The organism is Aminiphilus circumscriptus DSM 16581, assembly GCF_000526375.1.
GTDB lineage: Bacteria > Synergistota > Synergistia > Synergistales > Aminiphilaceae > Aminiphilus > Aminiphilus circumscriptus.
The window spans coordinates 225,737-248,773 of sequence record NZ_JAFY01000005.1 but is presented as its reverse complement, the minus strand read 5'-3'; the positions used below and the strand labels follow the sequence as shown (position 1 = coordinate 248,773).

19 protein-coding genes and 1 tRNA gene are annotated in these 23,037 nt (G+C 58.3%); 19 read left to right on the top strand and 1 reads right to left on the bottom strand.

The genetic code is table 11. The annotated features are described in order from the left end of the window. Positions 1–91 precede the first annotated feature (91 nt). Both trkA and K349_RS0108260 read left to right on the top strand, forming a co-directional pair. Positions 92–1,456 (top strand): Trk system potassium transporter TrkA, encoded by a 1,365-nt coding sequence (trkA, locus tag K349_RS0108265; RefSeq protein ID WP_029165381.1) that lies wholly within the window; start codon positions 92–94, stop codon positions 1,454–1,456. Next, entirely contained in the window at positions 1,457–2,908 is a 1,452-nt protein-coding gene (locus K349_RS0108260) for a TrkH family potassium uptake protein (RefSeq protein ID WP_029165380.1), read from the top strand. Between the two features lie 313 nt (positions 2,909–3,221). Here the strand turns inward: K349_RS0108260 and K349_RS0108255 are convergent, their stop codons facing one another. Next, positions 3,222–3,887, bottom strand: a complete 666-nt coding sequence (locus tag K349_RS0108255) for a lactate utilization protein (protein WP_034265266.1) — start codon at positions 3,885–3,887, stop codon at positions 3,222–3,224. A gap of 176 nt (positions 3,888–4,063) precedes the next feature. Between K349_RS0108255 and K349_RS0108250 the strand changes: the two genes are divergently transcribed. From K349_RS0108250 to K349_RS0108170, 17 genes are all read left to right on the top strand, one after another. Next, a complete protein-coding gene (locus K349_RS0108250; protein ID WP_029165378.1) occupies positions 4,064–4,396 on the top strand; it encodes a hypothetical protein in 333 nt (110 codons plus the stop codon). A gap of 188 nt (positions 4,397–4,584) precedes the next feature. Then, complete coding sequence (locus K349_RS16815) at positions 4,585–5,001, top strand: sigma factor-like helix-turn-helix DNA-binding protein (RefSeq protein ID WP_029165377.1); 417 nt, start codon at positions 4,585–4,587, stop codon at positions 4,999–5,001. Further along, positions 4,986–6,326 carry a signal recognition particle protein gene (ffh, locus tag K349_RS0108240; protein ID WP_029165376.1) on the top strand — a complete coding sequence of 447 codons (1,341 nt, stop codon included), beginning with the start codon at positions 4,986–4,988 and terminating at the stop codon, positions 6,324–6,326. The genes K349_RS16815 and ffh overlap by 16 nt, the downstream gene beginning before the upstream one ends. Before the next feature lie 25 nt (positions 6,327–6,351). Beyond that, entirely contained in the window at positions 6,352–6,621 is a 270-nt protein-coding gene (gene rpsP, locus K349_RS0108235) for a 30S ribosomal protein S16 (protein WP_029165375.1), read from the top strand. Positions 6,622–6,631: 10 nt separating this feature from the next. Next, positions 6,632–6,877, top strand: a complete 246-nt coding sequence (locus tag K349_RS0108230) for a KH domain-containing protein (RefSeq protein WP_029165374.1) — start codon at positions 6,632–6,634, stop codon at positions 6,875–6,877. Then, positions 6,878–7,459, top strand: a complete 582-nt coding sequence (gene rimM / locus K349_RS0108225) for a ribosome maturation factor RimM (protein WP_029165373.1) — start codon at positions 6,878–6,880, stop codon at positions 7,457–7,459. Beyond that, positions 7,456–8,712 carry a tRNA (guanosine(37)-N1)-methyltransferase TrmD gene (trmD, locus tag K349_RS0108220; protein ID WP_029165372.1) on the top strand — a complete coding sequence of 419 codons (1,257 nt, stop codon included), beginning with the start codon at positions 7,456–7,458 and terminating at the stop codon, positions 8,710–8,712. The genes rimM and trmD overlap by 4 nt, the downstream gene beginning before the upstream one ends. Before the next feature lie 90 nt (positions 8,713–8,802). Next, positions 8,803–9,150, top strand: coding sequence for a 50S ribosomal protein L19 (rplS, locus tag K349_RS0108215; RefSeq protein ID WP_029165371.1), 348 nt, complete (start codon positions 8,803–8,805; stop codon positions 9,148–9,150). 237 nt (positions 9,151–9,387) lie between these two features. Beyond that, positions 9,388–9,472 (top strand) — tRNA-Leu (locus K349_RS0108210). A 204-nt stretch (positions 9,473–9,676) separates the two neighbouring features. Beyond that, the gene (locus K349_RS0108205; RefSeq protein WP_029165370.1) at positions 9,677–13,225 is read left to right on the top strand and encodes a tetratricopeptide repeat protein; all 3,549 of its coding nucleotides are present in this window, start codon (positions 9,677–9,679) and stop codon (positions 13,223–13,225) included. A 154-nt stretch (positions 13,226–13,379) separates the two neighbouring features. After that, the gene (locus K349_RS18005) at positions 13,380–14,543 is read left to right on the top strand and encodes a GTP pyrophosphokinase (protein ID WP_029165369.1); all 1,164 of its coding nucleotides are present in this window, start codon (positions 13,380–13,382) and stop codon (positions 14,541–14,543) included. A 101-nt stretch (positions 14,544–14,644) separates the two neighbouring features. Further along, a complete protein-coding gene (locus tag K349_RS18000; protein WP_029165368.1) occupies positions 14,645–15,850 on the top strand; it encodes an alanine--tRNA ligase-related protein in 1,206 nt (401 codons plus the stop codon). Between the two features lie 22 nt (positions 15,851–15,872). Next, complete coding sequence (locus K349_RS0108190; protein WP_029165367.1) at positions 15,873–18,005, top strand: acetate--CoA ligase family protein; 2,133 nt, start codon at positions 15,873–15,875, stop codon at positions 18,003–18,005. Between the two features lie 5 nt (positions 18,006–18,010). Then, positions 18,011–18,658, top strand: coding sequence for a glycerol-3-phosphate 1-O-acyltransferase PlsY (plsY, locus tag K349_RS0108185; protein WP_169731342.1), 648 nt, complete (start codon positions 18,011–18,013; stop codon positions 18,656–18,658). 103 nt (positions 18,659–18,761) lie between these two features. After that, a complete protein-coding gene (locus K349_RS0108180) occupies positions 18,762–19,241 on the top strand; it encodes a CtsR family transcriptional regulator (RefSeq protein ID WP_029165365.1) in 480 nt (159 codons plus the stop codon). 260 nt (positions 19,242–19,501) lie between these two features. Next, on the top strand, positions 19,502–22,006 hold the full coding sequence (locus K349_RS0108175; RefSeq protein ID WP_029165364.1) for an ATP-dependent Clp protease ATP-binding subunit: 2,505 nt from the start codon (positions 19,502–19,504) through the stop codon (positions 22,004–22,006). A gap of 151 nt (positions 22,007–22,157) precedes the next feature. After that, complete coding sequence (locus tag K349_RS0108170; protein ID WP_169731325.1) at positions 22,158–23,009, top strand: peptidyl-prolyl cis-trans isomerase; 852 nt, start codon at positions 22,158–22,160, stop codon at positions 23,007–23,009. Positions 23,010–23,037: the final 28 nt, after the last annotated feature.

The window sequence follows — 23,037 nt, the reverse complement described above, 5'->3', positions numbered from 1 at the left end:
GAGATGACACCTCCTTGAAAATTCCCGGAAGAGTGTACCACCAAAGCGGGGATGAGGAAACGTTCATTGGTTTGTGAAGAGGTGAGAGATCGTGCGCATAGTGATCGTCGGAGCGGGGGAAGTGGGATTTGCCGTTGCGTCGCAGCTCTCCCAGGAGGGGCATGACGTCACGGTGGTCGAGGCGGACGAGGCCAAGGCCACCAAGGTTGAAAACGAACTCGACGTAATGGTGGTCCGGGGGAACGGAGCCCGTCCTCATGTCCTCGAACGGGCTGGCATCTGTATTCCCTGTGCTACGGATCTGCTCATTGCCTGTACGAATCACGACGAGGTGAACATCCTCGCATGCTGGATCGCGAAACGGGCGGGAACGCCCAAGGTGATGGGGCGGGCCAGGAGCCTGGAATTCACGGACAACGAAAACTGGTCCCGGGAACTCGGCATCGACATGCTCATCTCCCCCGAACGTTCCGTCGCCCGGGAGATCGAGGAACTGCTCGCCGTCTCCTCCGCTGTCCGGACCGTGGAGATCGCCGGAGGAAAGGCGGGAGTCTATGCTTTCCGCATCGCCGAGAGGTCCCCTCTTGTTGCGACGCCCTTGAAAGAATTAAGGAAATCCTTCCCGACTCTTGTCTCGGTCGTCATCTATGTGAACAGAGGTGAAGAGGGATTTGTTCCCTCCGGAGAGGACGCGCTCCTTGCGGGTGATCTTTGCTATGTGGTCTGCGCCAGAGATCAGGTCTGGCGACTGGAAGAGCTGTTCGGCCTGCGAAAAAGTCGTCCGCTCCGCCGGGTTCTCATCGTGGGTGGAGGAAAGATAGGATACCAGGTTGCCCGAAGATTGGAACTCCGGGTTTCCGGAGTGGACATCCGCCTCATCGACCAGGATCGAGAGAAGTGTGACCGGCTTGCCGGAGAGCTGGAACGCACCATCGTGCTCTGCGGCGAAGGTACCGACAAGGAACTGCTCCAGTACGAAGGCGTGGCCGAGGCGGACGGATTCGTCACCACCACGGCGAGCGACGAGGCGAACATTCTCATCGGCATTCTGGGGAAGAGCCTGGGTGCGGCGAAAAGCGTCGCCGTGGTGCGGCGGAAGTCTTTCCTCCAGATGGAACGGCATGTGGAAGTGGATGCCATGGTGAATCCAAACCAGGCCCTGGCATCCATCATCATGCGGCATGTCCGTTTCCCCAGGGCCTCGGGGCAACTCTCTCTCCTTGAGTCCATCGGTGCGGAGATGCTGGAGACCACCATCCCCGCATCGAGTTCCGCCGTAGGAGAGGAAGTGCAGAAATTGGGATTGCCCAAGGGAATCGTCCTCGCTCTCGTGGAGCGGGGGAGAGAGGCCTTCGTTCCTTCGGGGGACACGGTTCTTCGGGAGGGCGACCGGATTATCCTTTTCGCCTCCAATGAACTCATGCCCAGAGCCCTTGAGGTCCTGGGGGTGGAATAGATGCGCTTCTCCATCGTCTGCAAGGTACTTGCCCTTGTCGGTGCCGTGGTCTCTCTTTTCATGATCTGGCCCATGCTCTGGGCCGTCAAAGATCGGAGCGCCGACCTGGCGTCGCTGTTCTTGTCTTTTTGCGTCGGTCTTCTCCTGTCGGGCATTCTCTTCACCTTGGGGAAAAATGCCGCAACTGCGGAACTCGGGCCGAAAGAGGCTTTTGCTGTCGTGTCCCTTTCGTGGATCGTCGCCTCCGCCATCGGAGGTCTCCCCTTCTTGTTTTCCGGAACGGTGACGACCTACACGGACGGTTTTTTCGAGGCCATGTCGGGGTTCACCACCACCGGGGCCTCGGTTTTGACGGATATCCAGTCCAATCCGAGGGGAATCCTCTTCTGGAGAAGTCTCACGCATTGGCTGGGGGGGATGGGCATCATCGTGCTGAGCCTCGCGGTGCTGCCCTTTCTCGGGGTGGGAGGAATGCAACTGTACAAGGCGGAAGTTCCCGGCCCCATTCCGGAGAAGCTCACTCCCAGGGTGCAACAGACGGCGCTTCTTCTGTGGGTTGTCTACATGCTGCTTTCGCTGGCGGAGACACTCGCGCTTCTCCTGGGGGGCATGCCCCTCTTCGAAGCACTCACGCACGCCTTCGGAACCATGGCCACGGGGGGGTTTTCACCGCTCAACGGGAGCATCGGGCAGTATGACAACGCGTATTTCGACTGGGTCATCACCCTCTTCATGTTTCTCGCGGGGGCGAACTTCGTCCTGCATTTTCTCTTCCTCAAGGGAAATCGGAGAGTCTTCTGGCGAGACCCTGAGTTTCGTTTTTACACGCGGCTCGTTCTCGGGGCGACGGTCCTCGTCACCTTTTTTCTCGTCTTCGGAGATTCCCGTGAGAATCCGCTGACGGCTCTCCGCCACGCGGCTTTTCAAGTGGTGAGCATTCTCACCACCACGGGATTCGTCACGGCGGATTACGAGATGTGGCCTTTCTTTCCGCAGATGCTTCTTCTTCTTCTCATGTTCATCGGTGGATGCGCCGGATCCACGGGGGGCGGGCTGAAAAATATCCGTGTCATGGTCATGTTGCGCCATGCCAAGGCGGAAATGCATGCACTTCTTCATCCCCAGGGAATCTTTCCCATTCGTGTTGGAGACAAGGTTGTGCCTCGCGACGTGGTGGGATCGATCACAGCGTTTTTTCTGCTTTATATGGCGCTTTTCGCCGGAGGGACCCTCATCATGACGGCTCTCGGATTGGATGTGCTCACCGCCATAGGGAGTGTTGCCGCCACGCTCGGCAACATCGGTCCCGGCATCGGCGGAGTGGGACCGATGGACAACTACAGTGCCATCCCTCCCCTCGGGAAGTGGGCGCTTGCATTGTTCATGCTGCTCGGGCGGCTCGAGATCTATACGGTTCTCATGCTCTTCCTTCCCGGAACGTGGCGAAGATAGAAAAACGCCGGCCAGGGGAGGCGCGGTAAACCGCATTTCCACTGGCCGGTTTCCAGCTCCCAAGGATTGTAACGTAACAGCTTCCGTGTGGCTTGGCCCAGGGAACGCATCACTCTGTTTTACGGAGAGGATGTTCTGTGCGTGCATCGAACGACTGGAGAACTGGATTATGCTCCGCACGTGGGCCGAAACAGGGAAAAAGTCGAGGGACCTCTGAATAAGGCTACGTCAGCCCCGCAGGGCGCCTCGAAGAGCCTGATGCGACCCGAGTCAAGGGAAAGCGAAAGGTCTTTATTCAGGGTTTCCTCGAGATTTAGAACCCCAGATGCTCCCCCACGATGATCACATGGATCTCTCTTCCGAAGGGCGCCCGTTCCATGGTGAGAACCGCTCGGCATGCCCGCTGGGGATGATTGCAGTCCACACAGTACCCGACTTTCGCGCAGGGGATGTCCATGGCAAGACGAAGGGCATTGATCGGCGTGGCCCAGTCGCGTATCTTGATAAGGGCCTGTTCCATATTTCGGGCGATCTTGTTGATTCCCGCCACGAGGATGACCTTGCTCGTTCCCCAGGCCATGGCGGCCACGCGGTTTCCCGTGCCGTCGATGTTGACGAGGGTTCCGTCGTGAGTCAGGGCATTGGTGCTGCTGAGAAGAACGTCGCAAAGGAATTCTTCTCTGAGGCGTTCCGCCTTTGCCACGGAAGTGGTCAGGGACGGATCCCAGTGCTGCACGACGGTGCATCCCTTGCGTTCGAGGGCGTCAAAGGCACCGATCTCCCGTATGGTTACGCTGCCGGGAACACCCACCTTCGCTCCGTCGGGAATGAGATCGAGAACGAGCTGGAGCGCTTGTGTGGCATCCTCGGCGTAATGGCCGATGAAGCCCTTTTCGGAACAGCGTTTTGCCACGGTCTCTCCGAGGTTCCGGTAATGCTCTTTGCGGAAACTGTCCCAAGGTTCCTTCATGATGTTCATGGAACTCCCTCCTTCGCAACGTGGCGATGGGATGTGTTTTGGAGTATCATACCCCTGCTGGGATCATTGTCTCATATCTGTTTTAGGTGAAAAGAGCCGAAGCGGAGAGGAAAAGACATACCGGATCGACGATTTTCCGTTTTGCGGCGATCCGTGATGAAGGAGGTTGGATAGCCATGTGCAGAGTCATCACTCCTGGCGGAGAAGAACATGCGGAACACGTGCACGTCTCTCATCCGATGGAGGTGGCGGAACTCCTTCGGGAGACGCTTGCGGAGGAGTTGCGTTCCCTGAACGATCTTGCCGCTCGGTGGCACCTCATCGACGACGAGGAGACAAAGCGCTCTCTCTGCCACGTCATCGGCTACAAACGAAGAGCGATGGCGGAGCTTTGGAGCGCTCTCGCCGAGGTTGAGGAACGCGCCTTCGAGGATGACGCCGGGCATCACTGTCACGATCATGCGGTGCCACACTCCCACGGCCATTCTCACGTCCATACCCACGAGTGAGTCTCTCCGGCCCGGGAAACGCTTTTTGTGCTTTCACAGGCAGCAAAAAATGGAGCGGGGTTTCCGCTCCATTTTTTGCTGTGGTTTTGTGTGTAAAGGCCCAGGCCTTGACGCACGCAAGGAATGTCCCTATAATCCCTTCCGTCACGCCGAGGGCCGTCGGCGTTTTTCTGGGGGGTGTTTCTTCCGTGGGAGGAGAAGAGTTTCTTTCCGAGCGGATGCATTATGCTCGTCTGTATGATCTCTACGGAACACTCCTTACGGAAAAACAGAGAAGAGCCTTTGAATTGCACGACATGGAGGATCTTTCTCTCTCGGAAATCGCGGAGTTGCTCGGCGTAAGCAGGCAAGGAGCCCATGATCTGCTCCAGCGTGGAAAGGAGCGGCTCGCGACGGCGGAGAGAACTCTTCGAATCGACGCTCGGGAGGCTCTTTGGAGTGAGGGTGTGCATTCGCTGAAGAAACTTCTCGAGGAATTCGCGGAAAAACTGCCCAGCGAGTTCACAGAGCGAGTGGAATCGTTGCTTGCCGAGCTTGAGGACGGATTTCGTGTGCCGGATTCCTCCGGAGGCGGGAAGGATGGACGACCATGTTTGATTCCCTGAAAGAACGTCTCGAAGGAATCTTCAAGGGACTTCGCGGAAAGGGCAAGCTCACCGAGACGGACGTGGCCGATGCGCTTCGGGAGGTGCGAAGAGCGCTTCTCGAAGCGGACGTGAACTACAAGGTGGTCAAGGACTTTGTCGCCAGGATACAGACCCGGGCGGTAGGACAGGAAGTTCTGGCCTCCATCACACCGGCGCAGCACGTGGTCTCCATTGTTGTGGACGAACTCGTGGCTCTCATGGGTGGCGAGCCGTCGCCCCTCGTCGTCTCGTCCAAACCTCCGACGCGCTACTTGCTTGTGGGCTTGCAAGGCTCGGGAAAAACGACCACCTGTGTGAAGCTCGCCAAGCGCATTTCCAAGGGGCACAAGCCGCTGGTCGTCGCCTGCGATCTCCAGCGTCCCGCCGCGGTAGAACAGCTCCGTGTTCTTGCGGAGCAGGCCCGGGTGGGTTTTTTCGGCCCTCCCGAGGGAGAGCGCAATCCTCTTCGTGTCGCCGAGGCGGCGTTGCGTTTCGCCGAGGATCACCTGTTCGACACGATTCTCTTCGATACGGCGGGACGTCTCCACGTGGACGAGTCTCTCATGGCGGAACTCTCCGCCGTGAAGGATCTCGTGGCGCCCCATGAAATTCTTCTCGTGGTGGATGCCATGACGGGGCAGGAAGCGGTGAACGTGGCGGAGAAATTCCACGGTCTGCTTTCGCTGACGGGAGTCATCCTCTCCAAGCTCGACGGAGACGCCAGAGGCGGTGCGGCGCTTGCCATACGAGCCGCTGTGGGAGTGCCCGTGAAGCTCGCCGGGGTGGGGGAACGCATTGAGGATCTGGAGATTTTCGACGCCAAGCGGATGACGAGCCGCATTCTCGGTATGGGCGACGTTATGGGACTTATGGAACGGGTCCAGCAGGTCACCACCGAAGCGGATGCGGAGCGCATGGCGGATGCCCTGAAGAAGAACCGCCTCACCATGGAGGACCTCCTCGTGCAACTGGATCAGATAGAAAAGCTCGGTCCTCTCGACAAGGTTCTGGAAATGCTTCCCATTCCCGGAGGAATGAAGGGCTTTCGGGATGCCGACTTGGATCCGTCGCGTCTGCGGCACACGAAAGCGGTGATCCAGTCCATGACGAAGAAAGAGCGGCAACGTCCGGAGATCATCAAGGGAAGTCGGCGCAGGCGTATCGCCCAGGGCTCTGGAACGAGCGTGCAGATGGTGAATCAGGTGCTCAAGCAGTACGAGCAGATGCGTGATCTATGGAAGAAATTCGGCAAAGGTGGCGGCAAGGGAGGGCTCCGTTCCCTACGGAACCTTCTCCCTTTCTGAACTTACATCTGGAGGTGTGGGACATATGGCAGTACGCATTCGATTGGCTCGGCACGGGCGCAAGAAGAACCCCTTCTATCGTCTCGTGGTGGCGGATTCGCGGTCTCCCCGCGACGGACGTTTCATCGAGATGCTTGGTACCTACGATGTGATGAAGGATCCCGCGGAGCTTCTCGTGAACGAAGAGAGAGCGCTTCATTGGCTTCAGCAGGGGGCACAGCCCTCCGAGACGGCCCGCTCCATCCTCAAAAAGGCCGGAGTGTGGGACAAGTTCGTGGAGAACAGAAAGCAGTAGCCTGAAGACGATGCCGGACTATCGCGAATTGGTGGATCATATCGTGCGGCAGCTTGTCACGGATCCCGAAACAGTGCGTGTGGCGAGCGAGGAGAAGGACGATGGGTCCTTTCTGGTGCGCATCTCCGTGGCTCAGGAGGATGTGGGCCGCATCATAGGCAAGAAAGGGGCGACCATCAACGCGGTTCGCCAGGTTGTGCGTGCCGCCGCCTCCAAAGCGGGAGAGCGCGTGGACGTTGATGTGGAGGAGTCCTAGGTGGCTGCTTCGAGCATGCCGAAGAAGAACGTTCTTCCCGAAGAAAAAGGAGGAGAAGCGCCTTCGGTGACGGTGGGGCGCCTGGTTGGTGCTCACGGTATCGCCGGAGCGTTGAAGGTGTTCCCGCTCACGGATTTTCCCGAGCGTTTTTTCTCCATGAAAAAGATGCGGCTCTTCCGTCCCTCCGGGGCCTATCTCCGCACGGTGACGGTGACGAATGTGGCAGTTCTTGAGGGAAAGGGACAATTCATCGTTTCCACCGAGGAAATTGCGGACCGCGATGAGGCGGAAAATCTTCGGGGTGCTCTCGTGAAGGTTCGCAAAGAAGAGCGCATGCCTCTTCCGGACGGAGCGTTCTGGGTGGAAGATCTGCTTGGAATGGAAGTCCGGGACGCGGACGACGGCACAATGCGCGGCATCTTGAAAAACGTGTTGCAGACGGGAGCTCATGACATCTATGTCCTGGAGGATCCCGAGGGAAAGGAACGTATGTTTCCCGCCGTTCGCGAGGTGGTGCTCCGTGTGGACGGTGAGAGGCGGATCATGGAGGTCCGCATTCCCGAGGGACTTTGGGAAGAATGAGAATCACCGTTGTCACGGCGTTCCCCGATTTTCTGAAGTCCTTTCTCTCCACGAGCATCGTGGGGAGAGGGGTGGCGGCGGAACGACTCGTGGTGGATGTGCTTGACCTTCGCGACTTCGCCGATGGCGCCTATCGTCAGGTGGACGATTATGCCTTCGGAGGAGGCGGCATGGTGCTCATGGCCGAACCGTTGGCTAAAGCGCTGGAAAAGGCCGCAGGGGACGGCGCACGTCCTTTCGTCCTTGGCACGAGCCCCCAGGGGGCCGTTCTGACCCAGGAAATGGTGGAATCACTCGCCGCGCAGGAGCATCTTTTCATTGTCTGCGGGCATTACGAGGGATTGGACGAGCGCTTTACGCGCCGTTTCGTGGATATGGAAGTCTCCATCGGCGACTATGTGCTCACGGGGGGCGAACTGCCCGCCATGGTGCTCATCGACGCAGTGGCCCGAAGAATTCCCGGCGTGGTGGGCAAGGAAAGTGCTGTCGAAGAGGACTCGTTCTTTCGAGGATTTCTCGATACGCCGCATTTCACCCGCCCTTCGGTGTGGCGTGGAGAGTCCGTCCCCGAGGCACTTCTGTCGGGTGACCACGAGGTTGTCCGGTCCTGGCGGCGACGCCAGGCGGTTCTTCGGACGCTTCGGCGACGCCCGGACGTTCTCAGCCGGGCGAACGTGCAGCCTTACCTGCCCTGCGGAGCCTATGTGGCCTTGCTGCATCATCCTGTCCTGGACAGGTTGGGAAACGTCACCACCACTGCGGTGACAGGGCTCGATCTTCACGACATCTCCAGGACGTGCACTACGTTCGGCGTGCGGCGTTTCTGCGTCGTCACGCCTCTCGAGGGGCAGAGGGAGATGGTGAGAACCATCGTGGCCCATTGGACCGAAGGATATGGGGCGACCTTCAATCCCAAACGCGGAGAGGCGCTCCGACGAATAAAGGTTTTTCCGGAGTTTCGCGGCATGCTCCGGTGGGTCGAGAAAAAGGAACGGAATGTTCCATTGGTTGTAGGGACCAGTGCTCGTTCCAGAAAAGGCGCGGTGCACTGGTTGGAACTGAAGAGACGGATTGTCGAGGATGCCCGCCCGGTGGTTTTTCTGTTCGGCACGGGATGGGGGCTCGACGAGAGTGTGCTCGCTTCGTGCGACGTACAGCTGCAGCCGATTCGCGGAGGTGAGGGTGCTTACAATCACCTTTCGGTGCGGAGTGCCGTTTCGGTGCTCCTCGACCGATTTTTCGGCTGGAGGTAGCGGAAAGACGACGACGGAGACACAAGGCCTGGAATATCGGGCCGTTCGCCTGGAAAGAGGATGTACGCGAGATCCTGAGGAGGGAATGAGATGGACCCCAAGATTGCATTGGTGGAAAGGAAGTACTGCAAACAGGAGATCCCCACGTTTCGTGCAGGGGATACGGTGCAGGTCCATGTGAAAGTCAAGGAAGGGAACAGGGAGAGGATTCAGGTTTTCGAAGGCGTTGTTATCGCCAGGAAACATGGAGGACTGAAGGAGATGTTCACGGTTCGAAAAATTTCCAACGGCGTGGGTGTGGAGCGTATTTTCCCTCTCCATTGTCCCAGCGTGGAAAAAATCGAAGTCGTGCGCCTCGGTAAGGTTCGCAGGGCGAAACTCTATTACCTGCGACGCCTCAGTGGCAAGGCTGCCCGTATCAAGGAGCGCCGTCAGTAGGCCAGATCTTTCCTGATGCTGCAAGGGAATCTCTGAATAAGGCTGCGACAGCCCAGCAGGGCGCCTCGCAGAGCTTGATGTGACCCGAGTCAAGGGAAAGCCAAAGGTCGTTATTCAGAGCTTCCCAAGGGCTTTCGAAACCGACTTCCGGCGGGATGAAAGACAAAACGGAAGGACGAGAAAAACAAAAACGCAGTTGACGGAAAGAGAAAGGCTCAGTATAATGTGCCTCGCGTTGCCGGGGTGGTGGAATAGGTAGACACGCACGTTTGAGGGGCGTGTGGGGAGACCCGTACGAGTTCAAGTCTCGTCCCCGGCACCATTCTCCGTAAACCCTCGTCCCCCTTTCTTCGAAGAGAAGGAAGGGGGATTTTCTTTTTCGGACCGTTTCTCTCTCAACCGTTTTTCGAAGAGATAGTCCGATTTTCATTGTGGTGTTTCCAAAGTCTCCCATTTTCTCCACGTTCTGCTATGATGGAATACATTCCGTGCGGTCTGCACAAAGGGCTCCTGGAGGTGTGCACCCATGAACGACGTGCCACAGGCGAAGCTGTATGATCTTCTTTCCCGGCAAGGGGCCGAACTGCTCCGTGAACCGGGACGTCTTCGTCTTCTCCTGCTCGAGGAATGTTCGAATTTTCCCGAAGAAGTCGACGTGCTTGTCCGTGCCCTGGAGTACGGACTTGTTTCGCTTGTCGCTTCGGGGGACGAAGCGGAGCGGGAGACGTTTCTACGCCGTTTCCGGGAGGAGATCGAGAATTCGCGGGAGCTTGCCCTGTGGGCTATGGATGCATGGGAAAAAGCCCGGGAATACCTTGCCCCGTTGCGTGTCTCTCCGGGTACGGAAGGGACGATGCCACCCTGGGCGGATGTGTTCGGTTATGCGGCAACCAGGGCGATGGACGGACAAACCGGTTCTGCATCTTTGCCTGAAGAAAAACCGATTCCGACGGAGTTGGCGAACTTTCTCGCCGCGCCTTCGGTTCCGGTTTCCCCGGAAGCCGAAGCACGTTCTTTGCCGCAGGGACTGGTGACCTTTTTCGAAGCACCCTCTCCGCTTCGTGCGGCGCGGGAACCCTTGGTTCAACCGGAGTCGTTCGTTATGCCCATGTCGGAGGGACCGCGGTCATCCGCCTCTGTCGAGGCCGAGGCCGGTTCAGCCCTCTTGACCTTTTTGGGCGGTATTCCGGAAGTGGCGGCGAAACCGACGGAGGAAACGCTGGAGGAGCCCACCGTGAACGATACTGGCCCTGCCGCCTTTCTTCGTGAACCTCGTCTCGGCGAAAATCTCGCCCCTGTTTCGGAGAAAAATCCGGAGCCTTCGATTGCTGCCCTGGGAAAAAATTCTTTCGAGGCCGAAACGAATGCCGAAGAAGTCGTGCTTTTGGGCGAACCCTCCGCTCCCGGGGATGCCTCTCCGAAACCCTTTTCCGTGGCCGGAGATGCGGACTCGAAGCCTGAAGAATCATTTCACTCGCCCCTCGGAGCCGACGCGTTGTCTTCCCCGAAGGAGAAGACGAGTGAGCGAGGGCGGATTCCGGCGGGTAAATGGCTTCTCGTCGGTGCATCGTTTCTGGCGGTGGGAGTTCTACTCTTCGGCGTGTGGTCCTATTTGCAGCGCCCGGCCCGCCTTATCGCCTCGGGTGAACGTCTCTTTCGGCAGGGGGATTATGCGGGAGCATTGGAGTATCTCCAAAGGGGACTTTCCGGAAACGATGGAAATGGGGGGGAATATTTTCTCCTCGGTGAAACACTGCGCGCGCTTGGTCGCTTTGATGAAGCCGTAGCAGCCTATCGCAGGAGTGAAAGCATCGATTCCGGAGATGCGCTAGTGTATTTAGGCTTGGGAGATGCCTATCTCCACCTCGGAGCGTGCGAAGAGGCGGTGGATGCTTTCGGAAAGGCTCTCGCCAGGGTTGCGCTTCTTCCCGATGCCCAGAAGGGATTGGGTGCCGCGCTTCTGTGTCTGGGACGCGACGACGAGGCGAAAAGCGTCCTGGAGAAGGTGCTTGGAACCGATCAGGCGGATCCCTCGGTTCTCGACATGCTTGCAGATGTGTACCGCCGTTCGGGGGAACCTGCGAAGGCCATTGCTCTTTACGAACGGGCATTGACTTTGAACCCCGATGATTCCCGACTCCTTGCCGCTTTGGATGAAGCCAGAAAAGAAGCGGCCCGTCTGGTTTCCCTGGAGCGGGAACGCCACGTCACCGAGGAGACAAAGGCGCTTCTGGCAGAGGGAAAATCCTTGCAGGACCAGGGCAGGTACGAGGATGCCTCTGTGGTGTTTCGCCGGGTCCTTGACCTCGATGCCGAAAATCTGCTCTCTCTGAGGGGACTGGGGGATTCCTATGCGGCTCTGGGGCGGGTTGACGAGGCTGTGCGCGTCTACGAAGAACTGCTCTCTCTCTCCTCGGGCGACCTGGAGGCAAAGGCGGCACTTGAACGATGTCTGACCGCGAAAAACGTGTCGGAAGAGCAACAGAAGAAGGATCTGGCTCTCCGGGAGAAGCTTGGGCGAGCCGATGCCCTGGCTGCCGCCGGGGAGAACCTTCAAGCGGCCACCCTTTACGGAGAAGTCGCGGAAGAGCGCATGGATCCGCTTCTTTTCGTCCGCCAGGGGGAATTGTTCTTTGCTGCGGGAAAAGAGGCGGAGGCGCTGCATGCGTATGAACGGGCACTGAAATCCGTACCGGGAGATCGGGAGATAGCCCGACGTGTGGAGACGGCGCGAAAAGCCGTGGAAAAAGCCGAAAGGAAGCAACGGATGGAGCAGTTGCTCCGGAAAGCCGGAGATGAGGAACGTCAGGGTCACTTCCAGGATGCAGTGAAGACCTATCGAGCTGCTCTTGCTCTTTCGAGAGAGGCCGGAACGGAATCCAGCGTCGAGCAGGGAGAGATTTTGACCGGATTGGGGAGGGTGCTCGCTGTTTCCGGTCTGCTGCAGGAAGCGGAGAACATTCTTGTCGAAGCGATCCGAACGTCTCCCGGCAAGGATGCCGAAGCCAAGCGACTTCTCTCCGGTGTGCGTTCTCGGCTCGAAGCCCAGCGGAAGCGAAGAGAAGCGGCTGTGTTGGCCGAAAAAGGGAAAAAACTCGTTGCTTCCGGACGGACGTACGAGGGGGCTGTGCAACTGCGGGAGGCGGTGTTGCTGGTTCCGGAAGATCCGGAGCTCCGCTTTCTCTTTGCCGAGGCGCTGAGTGATCTCGGTATGTACAGAGAGGCCGCGGGAGAATATGCCTACGTGCTTCGAAAAAGCCCGGAACGGGTGGACGTGCTGAACAGTCTCGCGTGGTCCTATGCTAAACTCGGACAGTACGACGAGGCGTTGCAGGTTCTGCTTTCGGCTCGAAACAAGGCGCCGGAGAATGCGGTTCTCTTGGAGAACGAGGGATATCTCTATTTCCGGAGGGGGGAGTTCGACCAGGCGCTCCGTGCTTTCGAAAAATCTCTGCGTCAACCTGAAGCCTCGCGCCCGACGGAATATCGGGAGATGGGACCCCTGTGGGAGTCGAACAGGTCTTCCGTCGGAGGCAATACGATGATAACGGAAGGATGGCTTTCTCTTCCTCGGGAAACTCCCTTCTGGCTTCCGTCCCCGGCGGGAGCGGGCGTCTCTTCTGCCGGATTCTCCGGCCTCTGGCACCTTGCCTTGCCTCGGGAAAGTCTGCCCGGGGAACCTTTTTCGGAGATGCTACAGCGGGCCATTCGCCTTGATCCGCAAATGAAAGCGCTCTACGGAAACGCCGCGGTGGCTTCTTCGTATGTGGGACGCGGGAGAGTGAACCCCGCGGACCGTATTGCTCCCGTCGTCGGAGTTGCGAGGGAAGACGCTTTTCCCCGTGTTCTCCTCGGGCACGCCCTTCTTCGCAAGGGCATGGTCGATTCCGCGATGGAACAACTTGAGGAAGCGCTGAGAATCAATCCTTTCGACAGCACTGCCTATACCCTTCTTGGGTACGCGGCACTTCGAAAGGGGCAGAAAGCTCTGGCGCTGGAAGCATACAAAAACGCTCTTCTCTTCGATCCCGAAAATGACCAGGCGAAGCGCGCTCTTTCCGGACTGTCCCGTTAGAGAAACCTTCTTTCGAGGCTCTGCGGGAAACCGGCGGGTATTTACGTCCAGTTGATGGTGTGCGCATTTTTGGGTACACTTACTTCTTGGTGGGGTGTGCGTGGGGTCATGGAGGAATGGAGGGCCAAACTCGATCACGGGTGGTGATTCGTGCATGGATGTCCGAAGCGTCGAGGAATGGAAAGATCTCTATATTCGAGAGCACAGCCTCTACCAGGGTTTTACCGAGCGATTGGAGCATCTTGTACAGGATCTCCTGGAACAGGTGGGAATTGAACTGTTTCATCTGGAGAGCCGAACCAAGAGCATCGAGAGGTTCATGCAGCGCATCACGAATCCTTCGGCGTCCTTTCGGGATCCTGTCAACGAAATGTACGACCTCTCCGGCGTCCGGGTGGTTTTGTATTTCGCGGAGGATCTGGAGAAGATCGCTCGCATGGTGGAGGAGGAATTCACCGTCCACAAAGATTTCTCCGTTCCCTACGATGCCCTTCAGGATCCCGATGCCTACGGATACCGATCGATTCACTATGCGGTGTCCCTCGCTCCACACAGGGCGACACTGCGGGAATGGCGCCGTTACGGAGATCTGAAGGCGGAGATCCAGGTTCGGACGATTCTCCAGAATGCCTGGTCGGCCATCACGAAAAAACTTCCTTACGATGAGGTCGTTCAGTCGAAAAGCCTGCTGAAACGTAAACTGCTCCGCATGAGTGCCCTTCTCGAAGAGGCCGACGAGGGCTTTCTCTCCGTGTGGGATTTCGTTCGCCAGGGGCCTCTTCCTCCCGATTCGGGAGGTGCGGGGGTGTTCCAGTCTCCAAAGGGGCCGAAACCTTCCGGAGGAGCGGGGGGAGAAATACCTCGCACTACCGGAGCTTCTCTCCGATTTGCGCAGAATCGTTCCGGAGGGGATGAAATTTCCGTACAGACGCTTCGCCTTTATTTTGAAACCCACGCGCAGAAGCTTCGGGAATGGACTGCCATAGCCATGGAAATCGGCTATCCGACAAGTTCACGCTCCGAGGAATACGAGGAGAAAAGCTTGGAAAACCTCGTGGCGATCCTTTCTGCGGCGGACATCACCTCTATGGAGGATTTTGAAGCCTTTCTGGGAGAGATGGAAAACGGCGGAGTCGGACGGCAACATCTGCGTACGATTTTTCGCTCCTTCGAAAAAGAAATCCCTCACTGGAGAATCGATATCTATTCCTTGTTTTTCCTTCTGGTTCTCAATGCCAAATGGGATGTGCTGCAGAAGAAAGACCTCGTGCAGCTTGGCATCAAGGGTGCTACGGATCGGATCAAGGGTGTGGAGTGACCTTCCTCCGGAAGGAGGAACGCAAAGGTACATATCGAGGGTGAGAGTCTTCTCTCCCTCGTTTTTTTTTACGAATCGATCCAATGCGGGGAGGAGTTTTTATGGAGCACGGAGGCCAGGCAGCTTCCGGAAAAACTGCACGTGTTGTTGCGGTGCGTGAGATGCGCAAGGAGAAAGCGGTCCTTGTCCTTGAGGGAGCCGCCTTTCGACCTTCCGGAGGCGGACAGCCGGGAGATTCGGGAACGCTTCGGGGGGAGAATTTCCTCGCCCGCGTTGTCGATTGCCATCGCGAGAACGGATTTCTCGTCGCTCCCGTGTGTATCGAAGCGGGAATTCCACGGGAAGGCATGTCCGTTGAAACCGAGATCGACATGGAGCGACGGTATCTCCTTTCGAGAATGCACACGGGGGAACATCTCCTTTCTAGAGTGCTCGAGGATTCCCGGGAGGGACTTCACATCTACAAGGTCGCCATCGGAGAGGAGGAGTCCACTGTATATGTGCACTACGACGGAATTGTGGACTGGGAGATGCTCTTTGCGGCGGAGGAACGAGCGAATGGGCTTGTCGCGTCGGGACTTGCCGTCGAAATTTCCGAACTGACGAGGGAGGAGGCCCGTTCTCTTCCGAGACTCAAGGCAAACTGGGATCGGTTGGAGGATGATCGTATCCGGGTCGTCTCCATCCCTGATGTGGACGTCATTGCCTGTTCGGGTACCCATGTGGAGCACACGGATCAAGTGGGGCGGCTCTTTGTCACCGGATACGGAGGAAGTGCGCCCGAATGGGAGTTTACCTTCACTGTTCACGGAGAGTCCCGACTGGCCGAGTGTGGAAAGGTTCTTCGGAGACTTTCCCGTCGGATCGGCTGCCCCGTCGGTGAAATTGAGAAGGTGTATGACAGAGTCCAGGAGGAACGGGGAGCTTTGGCAAAGGTGCTCGACAAAGTCAAACCCTATCTGAATTTTCCCTGGGAAGAGGAGTCGCTCCAGGGAGTTCCCTTCTGCCATGTCGTTGTTCCCGCACTTCCAAGGGATCTCGCCACTGCGCCCGTGAAGCGTCTGGTGACGGAACGCCCGGACAGTCTCGTTCTTGCCCTGCTTCCTTCGGGGAGCGATGCCCCCTTTCCTTTCATCCTTGCCCGGGGGAGCGCATGTTCCGTCGATTGCCGCGAACTGATACGGGACGAGAGCGTGAGGGCAAAAGGTGGAGGCTCCGCCGATTGGGTGATGGGCGTGACGTGCTGTGCGACTCCTGCGGTCTGGCGACGCGCTTTGGCGATGCGAGTGACCTCTCGGTACAATTGAACTGCACAGACGAGGTGCGAATATGAGAGAGACTATGCCGCAACTCGAAAAACTCTTCCTTCCGCGTTCCGTGGCTGTAGTCGGGGCGTCTCCCGCGTCGGACACCATTTCGGGAAGACCCCTCAAACTTCTGAGAGAGTTCGGTTTTTCCGGGAATGTCTTCCCCGTCAATCCGAAATATCGAACGGTGGCGGAGTACCCATGCTACCCCGATGTGGCCTCTCTGCCGGAGACTCCGGATGTGGTGCTTGTCGGAGTTCGGGCTTCGTTGGTCCCCTCGGTGATGGAAAGTTGTGCTGCTCGGAGCGTTCCCTTTGCCGTCATTTTCAGTTCCGGATTCGCCGAGAGCGAAGACCGTGATGCTCAAGAGCGGATCCTTGCCATTGCCCGCGAGGGTGGAGTGCGCATCCTGGGACCGAACTGTCAGGGTATGGTGAATCTCGTGTCCCGGGTCCCTCTTTCCTTCTCCGCATCTCTGGAGGGCGGGCGCATTCTCCCTGGGCACGTGGCCTACGTCTCCCAAAGCGGCGCCTTCGGCTTTGCGACCTTTGCCATGGGAAACGACCGCGGTGTCCGGTTTCGTTACGTGGTCACAACGGGAAATCAGGCCGATCTCGACGCTATCGACGTGGGGCGCTATGTCCTACAGGATCCCGAGGTGCGATTGCTTCTCATGTATCTGGAGGGAGTGAACGATGGCGAGCGCTTCCTTCGCATGATCCGGGAAGCGCATGAGCGGCGCATCCCCGTGGGGGTTCTCAAGGTCGGGAAAAGTCCTTCGTCCAAGGCTGCGGTGCGAAGCCACACGGCGGCGCTGACCGGGGACGAGGCGGTGTGGGACGCGGTATTTCGGCAGTACAGTATCATCCCCATGGAGGACGCAGAGGATATCGTGAATCTGGGGCTCGCCTTCGGAGCACCCCAGCGCCCGAATGGAAAAAGGGTAGCCATTCTCACGACCTCCGGAGGTGCCGGAATCGTTACCGCGGATCGCTGCAACGACATGGAACTTTCCGTCCCAACCCTCTCCGAAGCGACGCAAGAGGAGGTACGACGCCACATTCCGCCTTTCGGTTCCTCGCTCAATCCTGTGGACATGACAGCTCAGATCATTAATGATCCCGAGGGATTTCCAAAATGTCTGCGGGCTGTTCTTGATTCCCCGGAGGTGGACATGGTTGTCTCCGTCCACTCCATGATCACTGGGGAGGCTGGATGGAGCATGGCCCGAAGTCTCGCAGATGCCTGGGGAGAGAGTACCAAGCCCCTCGCGTGCTGCTGGCTCATCGACGAGGAGCACGGCGGACTCTTCCGGAAGTTTCTCCGCGAACGGGGAGTTCCGCTCTTTCAGAGCCCCCGGGAATGTGTTCGTTCCCTGGCGGCGTTGGCCCAATGGGAAAGCGCCGCGCCGGGAAAGACGTTCCTGGCGGAAGGTTCTGACGGGGAGAGGGAAAGCGCATGGCCGTCCCCCCTCCTTCCATCGTTCTCCGGGACTCTCACCGAGTACGATGCCAAGAGACTTCTGCAAGCCTACGGAGTTCCCATCACGAGAGAAGTGCTCTGCACGTCCCTGAGCGAAGCCAGGGATGCCGCGGAAAACATTGGATATCCCGTTGCACTCAAGGTCATGTCAGGCGATATCCTTCACAAGACCGAAGCCGGAGTGGTTGCCCTTCATCTACGCGGCGAGGAAGAACTCCGGAATGCCTACGGAAGACTCCTCGAGCGTGCACGCGCCTTTGCTCCTCATGCACACATCCAGGGCGTTCTCGTGCAGGAGATGATCGAGAGCGGGCTCGAATGTCTCGTGGGCGTGAAGCGGGATCCCCTTTTTGGGCCCATCGTGGCGGTGGGGCTCGGTGGAGTCTATGTGGAGGTACTCAGGGATCTCGTTCTTCGGAAGGCTCCCGTGGACGAGCCCACCGCGCTGAACATGATAGAACAGCTCAAGGGCTACCCACTCCTGGCGGGAGCGAGGGGACAGAAAAAGCGTGATATCGCCGCATTGGCACGCCTTCTCCGGATTGTTTCCGAGTTTGCCTGCGCGGAGCCCGATCTCCTTGAGCTTGATGTGAACCCGGTCTTCGTGCGCGCCGAGGGTGAAGGTGTCGTTGCGGCGGACGCGCTGGTGCTTCGGAGAGGAGGGATATCGTGAATTCGATGTGGCTCCTGGTGGGGTATCTGTGCGGATCCATTCCCACGGGGCTTCTCGTGGTGCGCATGGTGAAGGGTGTGGACATACGGACGTACGGTTCCGGAAATATAGGGGCCACCAATGTGGGGCGCGTTCTCGGGAAATCCTGGGCTGTCGCCGTGGCTCTTCTGGACATGGTCAAAGGCGGTGTGGCCGTTGCCGCTGCTCGTCTCGCAGGGGTGCACGACCCATGGCTGCTTTCAGGCATCGCCTTCTGCGGCGTGTGTGGGCACAACTTTCCCGTCTGGCTCGGGTTCAAGGGAGGCAAGGGGGTCGCCACGTCCTTCGGCGTGGTGTTCTTCATTACCCCTGTTGTCGCGCCCGTAGGTGGAATTCTCTGGTTCGTCCTCATGAAAGGAACCGGATATGTCTCCGTGGCGTCCATGGTCTCCCTCTGTACCATGCCTTTGATCATGTGGCTCGTCGATGCCGCTGGAAGTGCCCTTGTCCGGGCAGGAACACTCTCTCCCGAAACGGCACGGTTTCTTTTCGGCACATCTCCGGCGACGATGCTTCTCGGAGGTGCTCTGGGGCTCCTTACGGTCTTCCGCCATCGCGCCAACATTGCCAGACTCCTTGCAGGAACGGAGAACAAGGTGGGGCGCAAGCCCTGAGCGCGAGGAAATCGGAGCGCCGACGGAGGAGGCTGTTTCTTGACGTATTTTGACCATATGGATATAATGGTCCTAAACAATAATGGTCAAAGGAGGGCCTCCTGTGTCGAGTCTGACGCGCGATATCGAAAGCTACATCAGGGAATTGTTCGAGGAAGCCCAGGAACATCAGTTGTCCTTGAGGCGGAAAGAGTTGGCGGAACGTTTCGGTTGCGTTCCCAGTCAGATCAATTATGTTCTCGCCAGTCGGTTCACGCCGGAGCGGGGATATCTTGTGGAGAGTCAGAGAGGCGGACACGGGTACATCCGCATCATGAAGATCCGTTTCGCGAACGCGGAAGAGCGCATCTCCCATCTGGACGAGCTCGTGGGAAACGCCATCGGCGAGCAGGATGCCCGAAGGCTGCTCACAAGTCTTCAGGAACGTGGTCTCCTCACCCCAAGAGAACGGCTTCTTATCGAGGTTGCACTTCGGTACCTCGACGAAGTTTGCCGAACACCTTTCGATGTGTCCCCCTACAAGCGCGACGTGATGCAGGCGGAACTGCTCAAGCGAATGATCCGAGGTCTCGTTTTGGCCTGAAGGTAGGGAATTGTCCCGTGTTGTGTGAACATTGCGGCGGAAACGAGGCGGAGATCCACATCCGCGAAATGCGGAGGGAGGAAGTCCGGGAGTATCATTTCTGTAGGGAGTGTGTTCGGCGTATGGCCGAGGATAAATTGCTCCCGGAGTTTATCCTTGACATGTCTGCGGGAAGCGTTCCCCGGCTTGAATTGACCGTTCGGTTGCGAAATATGGCACAGGAATCGCAGCCATTGCGGGGACAGAGGAGGAAACCATCCATGTGGCAGTTCTTCACGGAACGTGGGAAAAAAGTTGTGCAATTGGCCCACCGCGAGGCGCTGAGCATGGGGCATGACGTCATCGGTACGGAACATGTTCTGCTCGGATTGCTTGTGGAGGGAGAAGGAGTTGCGGCCCAGGTGCTGCACGCTTTCGGAGTTGAACTCGATGAGGTACGTCGGCGCATCGAGGATGTGGTGGGGAGGGGTATTCCCAAAAACAGGCCGGTGGACCTCCCGCTGAGCCCTCGGGGGAAGAGGGTGCTCGACCTCGCCATGCGTGAGGCCAGGAACATGGGCGTGAACTACGTCGGGACCGAGCACATTCTTTTGGGACTCATCTCCGAAGGCGAGGGGATTGCCGCCCAGGTTCTGACGAGCATGGGAGTCGATCTTGCGAAACTCCAGCAGGAGGTGATCGGTGCCGTTTCCGGAAACGATACTGGCCAGGAGAGCGGCGGCGAGGGACAGGCGACCGGACAGAAACGCGGTCGCTCGAAGGCGCCTACGCTCGATCAGTTAGGGATCGATCTCAGTGAAATGGCCGTCCGTGGTGAACTGGATCCGGTCATCGGCAGGAGCAAGGAGATTCGAAGGGTCATCCAGATCCTCTCGCGTCGAACGAAGAACAATCCTGTTCTCATCGGTGATCCCGGAGTGGGCAAGACCGCCATCGTGGAGGGGCTTGCCCAGAAGATCGCTTCCGGGGACGTTCCCGAAGTGCTGCGGGACAAGCGAGTGGTTCTCCTCAACGTAGCCAATCTGGTGGCGGGAACGAAGTACCGGGGAGAGTTCGAGGAACGCATGCGCAAACTCGTGAAGGAACTCCGGGAAGTCAAGGACGTGATCCTCTTCATCGACGAGGTACACACCCTCGTCGGTGCGGGAGGGGCGGAAGGTGCGGTGGATGCGGCGAACATCCTCAAGCCGAGTCTCGCCCGGGGGGAATTTCAGGTCATCGGTGCCACGACGCTCAACGAATATCGAAAGCACATCGAGAAGGATGCCGCCCTGGAACGCCGTTTCCAATCGGTTCTCGTCGACGAGCCTGGTCTCGAGGATGCCATCGCCATTCTCAAGGGCCTCCGGGATCGTTACGAGGCACATCATCGGGCGAAGATCACCGATGGGGCCATCGAGGCGGCGGCCAGGCTCTCCGCACGGTACATCACGGACCGGTTTCTTCCCGACAAGGCCATCGACTGCATCGACGAAGCCGCGGCGAAGGCTCGCCTGAGGACCATGGAAGCTCCTGAGGCGATCAAGGAACTGGAGCGCCGCTTCGAAACGATCCGAAAAGAAAAGGAGGCCGCCGTGGTTGGTCAGGAATTCGAAAAGGCCGCCCGGCTTCGGGATGAGGAGCGGATGCTCTCGGAGGAACTCGAGACAGCCCGGAAGAACTGGCAGGTCTCCCGAAACCAGGAGGAGCCCGTGGTCGACGCGAACGAGATCGCCCAGATCGTCTCGGAGTGGACGGGAATCCCCGTCGTGCAGATGACCGAGGAAGAAGCGGCCCGGCTGCTCCGCATGGAGGAAGAGATCCACCGACGTCTCATCAATCAAAGCGAGGCCGTGAGCGCCATCGCAAGGGCAATTCGCAGGGCTCGAAGCGGCTTGAAGGATCCGAGGCGCCCCGTGGGCAGTTTTCTCTTTCTTGGCCCCACGGGAGTGGGAAAGACCGAACTGGCCCGGGCTCTGGCGGAATTCCTCTTCGGCAGCGAGGATGCCATGATTCGTCTTGACATGAGCGAGTTCATGGAACGTCACGAGGTGGCGAAACTCATCGGAGCTCCTCCCGGATACGTGGGTTTCGAGGAGGGGGGCAAACTCAGCGAGGCCATCCGGCGTCGTCCCTATTCGGTGGTCCTTTTCGACGAGATCGAAAAGGCGCATCACGACGTGTTCAACATTCTGCTCCAGATCATGGAGGATGGACGGCTCACGGATGGTCAGGGGCACAGTGTGGATTTCCGCAACGCTGTGGTCATCATGACCAGCAATGTGGGGGCCGAGAACGTCGTCAAAGGAAAAGGACTCGGTTTTGCCGCTCCGGACATGGAGGCTGCCGCTGACTGGACTCGAACCCGAGGGCAGATTCTCGATGCGGTGAAACGAACCTTCCGGCCCGAATTCCTCAATCGCGTGGACGAGATGGTGGTCTTTCGTCCCCTCGAGAAGGAGGAGCTTCTGCAGATCGTTGGAATCATGCTCCAGGATCTCCACAGCCGGCTCAAAGAACAGGGTGTGTCACTCGTCGTTTCAGAGGAGGCGAAGTCCCTCCTTCTGGAGAAGGGATTCGACCCCAAGTTTGGTGCTCGTCCTCTGCGCAGAACCATTCAGCGCATGGTGGAGGATCACCTGGCGGACTTGCTTTTGGAGGGGCGCATCGAGCAGGGAAGCGAGGTCTCAGTACACATTCACGAAAAGGAACTCCGTTTTTCTTTCGGAGAGGAAAACGACGTGTTTTTCCCTTCGGATCAGGAGGCGGCGGAACTCCGGAGGTGACACGGAAAAGGAGTCGGTCCGGTTCGCGAAAAGAGCGGGAATGCCGTGACTTTTCTTCCGAGTTCTGTTAGCATGACCGCGGCACAGTGTCGTTTCCGCCTGTTTCCGGAAGCGGCCTTGCTCCATGTCCGAAGCAGAAGGGGGAACTCGCGTGGGGGGAAAGGTTCGGCTGTCGTTGGGATTCGTCCTGTTGGTCGGGTGTCTTGTCTTCGCAGGAATGGCCTGGGGTCGGACCGTTGCCGTGGTTGGAGACGAGACCATCGAGGAAGAGGAGGTCCTTGCACTTCTCCGTCAGCACACCGAGGGAAGCGATGCCCTCTCGGGGGTCCTTCTCTCTCGCATGTCCGCGGAAGAGAGAAGGGCGTACATCGAAAGTCTCGCGGACTGGCTTTTGCTGGCCCGAGAGGCGACACTCCGGGGGTTGCGTTTGCGTCCCGATGTGGCGGTGTTTCTCAAGTGGAGTGCCATTGGTATTCTCGGTCAGGCGTATCTGGCGGAACTCCGGAAAGAGTGGGATTTTTCCGAGGCGGCGCTCCGAGCCCAGTACGAAGCGCATGCGAAGCGTTATGCGGAGGAAGATGCCGTGCGGCTCCGCTGGTGCGTCGCTCCCGACGAGAACAGGGCGAACCGGATGCTCCTGGATCTTCTCGGTGAGTCGCTTCCGTCTCTTCCGCGAGGAGAAGACAATTCCAGTGGAGTGTGCTGCGTGGACACCGATTGGCTCCGGAGGGATGCGTTGCCGCAGGGGATCGTCGAAGAGATTTTCCGTGCCTCGCCTGGAACAACTGGCGGGCCGATTTCCACCGAAGAAGGGTATGTGGTTTTTCGTCTTCTCCAGCGAAGAGAGGGGCACCTTCTCTCTTTCGAGGAAGCGGAGGATCGGGTGCGAGAGGATCTCCGGGACGTTTATCTTCAGAGAGAAATGGAACGTGTTCGACAGAAGGCTAATATTTCCATGGATGAGATGGTGCTTATGGACTTGGGCAATATTCCAGCACGGTGAGAAATAAGTCGGGGGCCGAAAAGGCCCC

What these genes read in the sequence shown, in the direction of transcription:
- K349_RS0108260 (WP_029165380.1), top strand. Translation starts at nt 1,457, where the DNA reads ATGCGCTTCTCCATCGTCTGCAAGGTACTTGCCCTTGTCGGTGCCGTG.
- K349_RS0108255 (WP_034265266.1), bottom strand. Translation starts at nt 3,887, where the DNA reads ATGAACATCATGAAGGAACCTTGGGACAGTTTCCGCAAAGAGCATTAC.
- K349_RS0108250 (WP_029165378.1), top strand. Translation starts at nt 4,064, where the DNA reads ATGTGCAGAGTCATCACTCCTGGCGGAGAAGAACATGCGGAACACGTG.
- ffh (WP_029165376.1), top strand. Translation starts at nt 4,986, where the DNA reads ATGTTTGATTCCCTGAAAGAACGTCTCGAAGGAATCTTCAAGGGACTT.
- rpsP (WP_029165375.1), top strand. Translation starts at nt 6,352, where the DNA reads ATGGCAGTACGCATTCGATTGGCTCGGCACGGGCGCAAGAAGAACCCC.
- K349_RS0108230 (WP_029165374.1), top strand. Translation starts at nt 6,632, where the DNA reads ATGCCGGACTATCGCGAATTGGTGGATCATATCGTGCGGCAGCTTGTC.
- trmD (WP_029165372.1), top strand. Translation starts at nt 7,456, where the DNA reads ATGAGAATCACCGTTGTCACGGCGTTCCCCGATTTTCTGAAGTCCTTT.
- rplS (WP_029165371.1), top strand. Translation starts at nt 8,803, where the DNA reads ATGGACCCCAAGATTGCATTGGTGGAAAGGAAGTACTGCAAACAGGAG.
- K349_RS0108205 (WP_029165370.1), top strand. Translation starts at nt 9,677, where the DNA reads ATGAACGACGTGCCACAGGCGAAGCTGTATGATCTTCTTTCCCGGCAA.
- K349_RS18005 (WP_029165369.1), top strand. Translation starts at nt 13,380, where the DNA reads ATGGATGTCCGAAGCGTCGAGGAATGGAAAGATCTCTATATTCGAGAG.
- K349_RS18000 (WP_029165368.1), top strand. Translation starts at nt 14,645, where the DNA reads ATGGAGCACGGAGGCCAGGCAGCTTCCGGAAAAACTGCACGTGTTGTT.
- K349_RS0108190 (WP_029165367.1), top strand. Translation starts at nt 15,873, where the DNA reads ATGAGAGAGACTATGCCGCAACTCGAAAAACTCTTCCTTCCGCGTTCC.
- plsY (WP_169731342.1), top strand. Translation starts at nt 18,011, where the DNA reads ATGTGGCTCCTGGTGGGGTATCTGTGCGGATCCATTCCCACGGGGCTT.
- K349_RS0108175 (WP_029165364.1), top strand. Translation starts at nt 19,502, where the DNA reads ATGTGGCAGTTCTTCACGGAACGTGGGAAAAAAGTTGTGCAATTGGCC.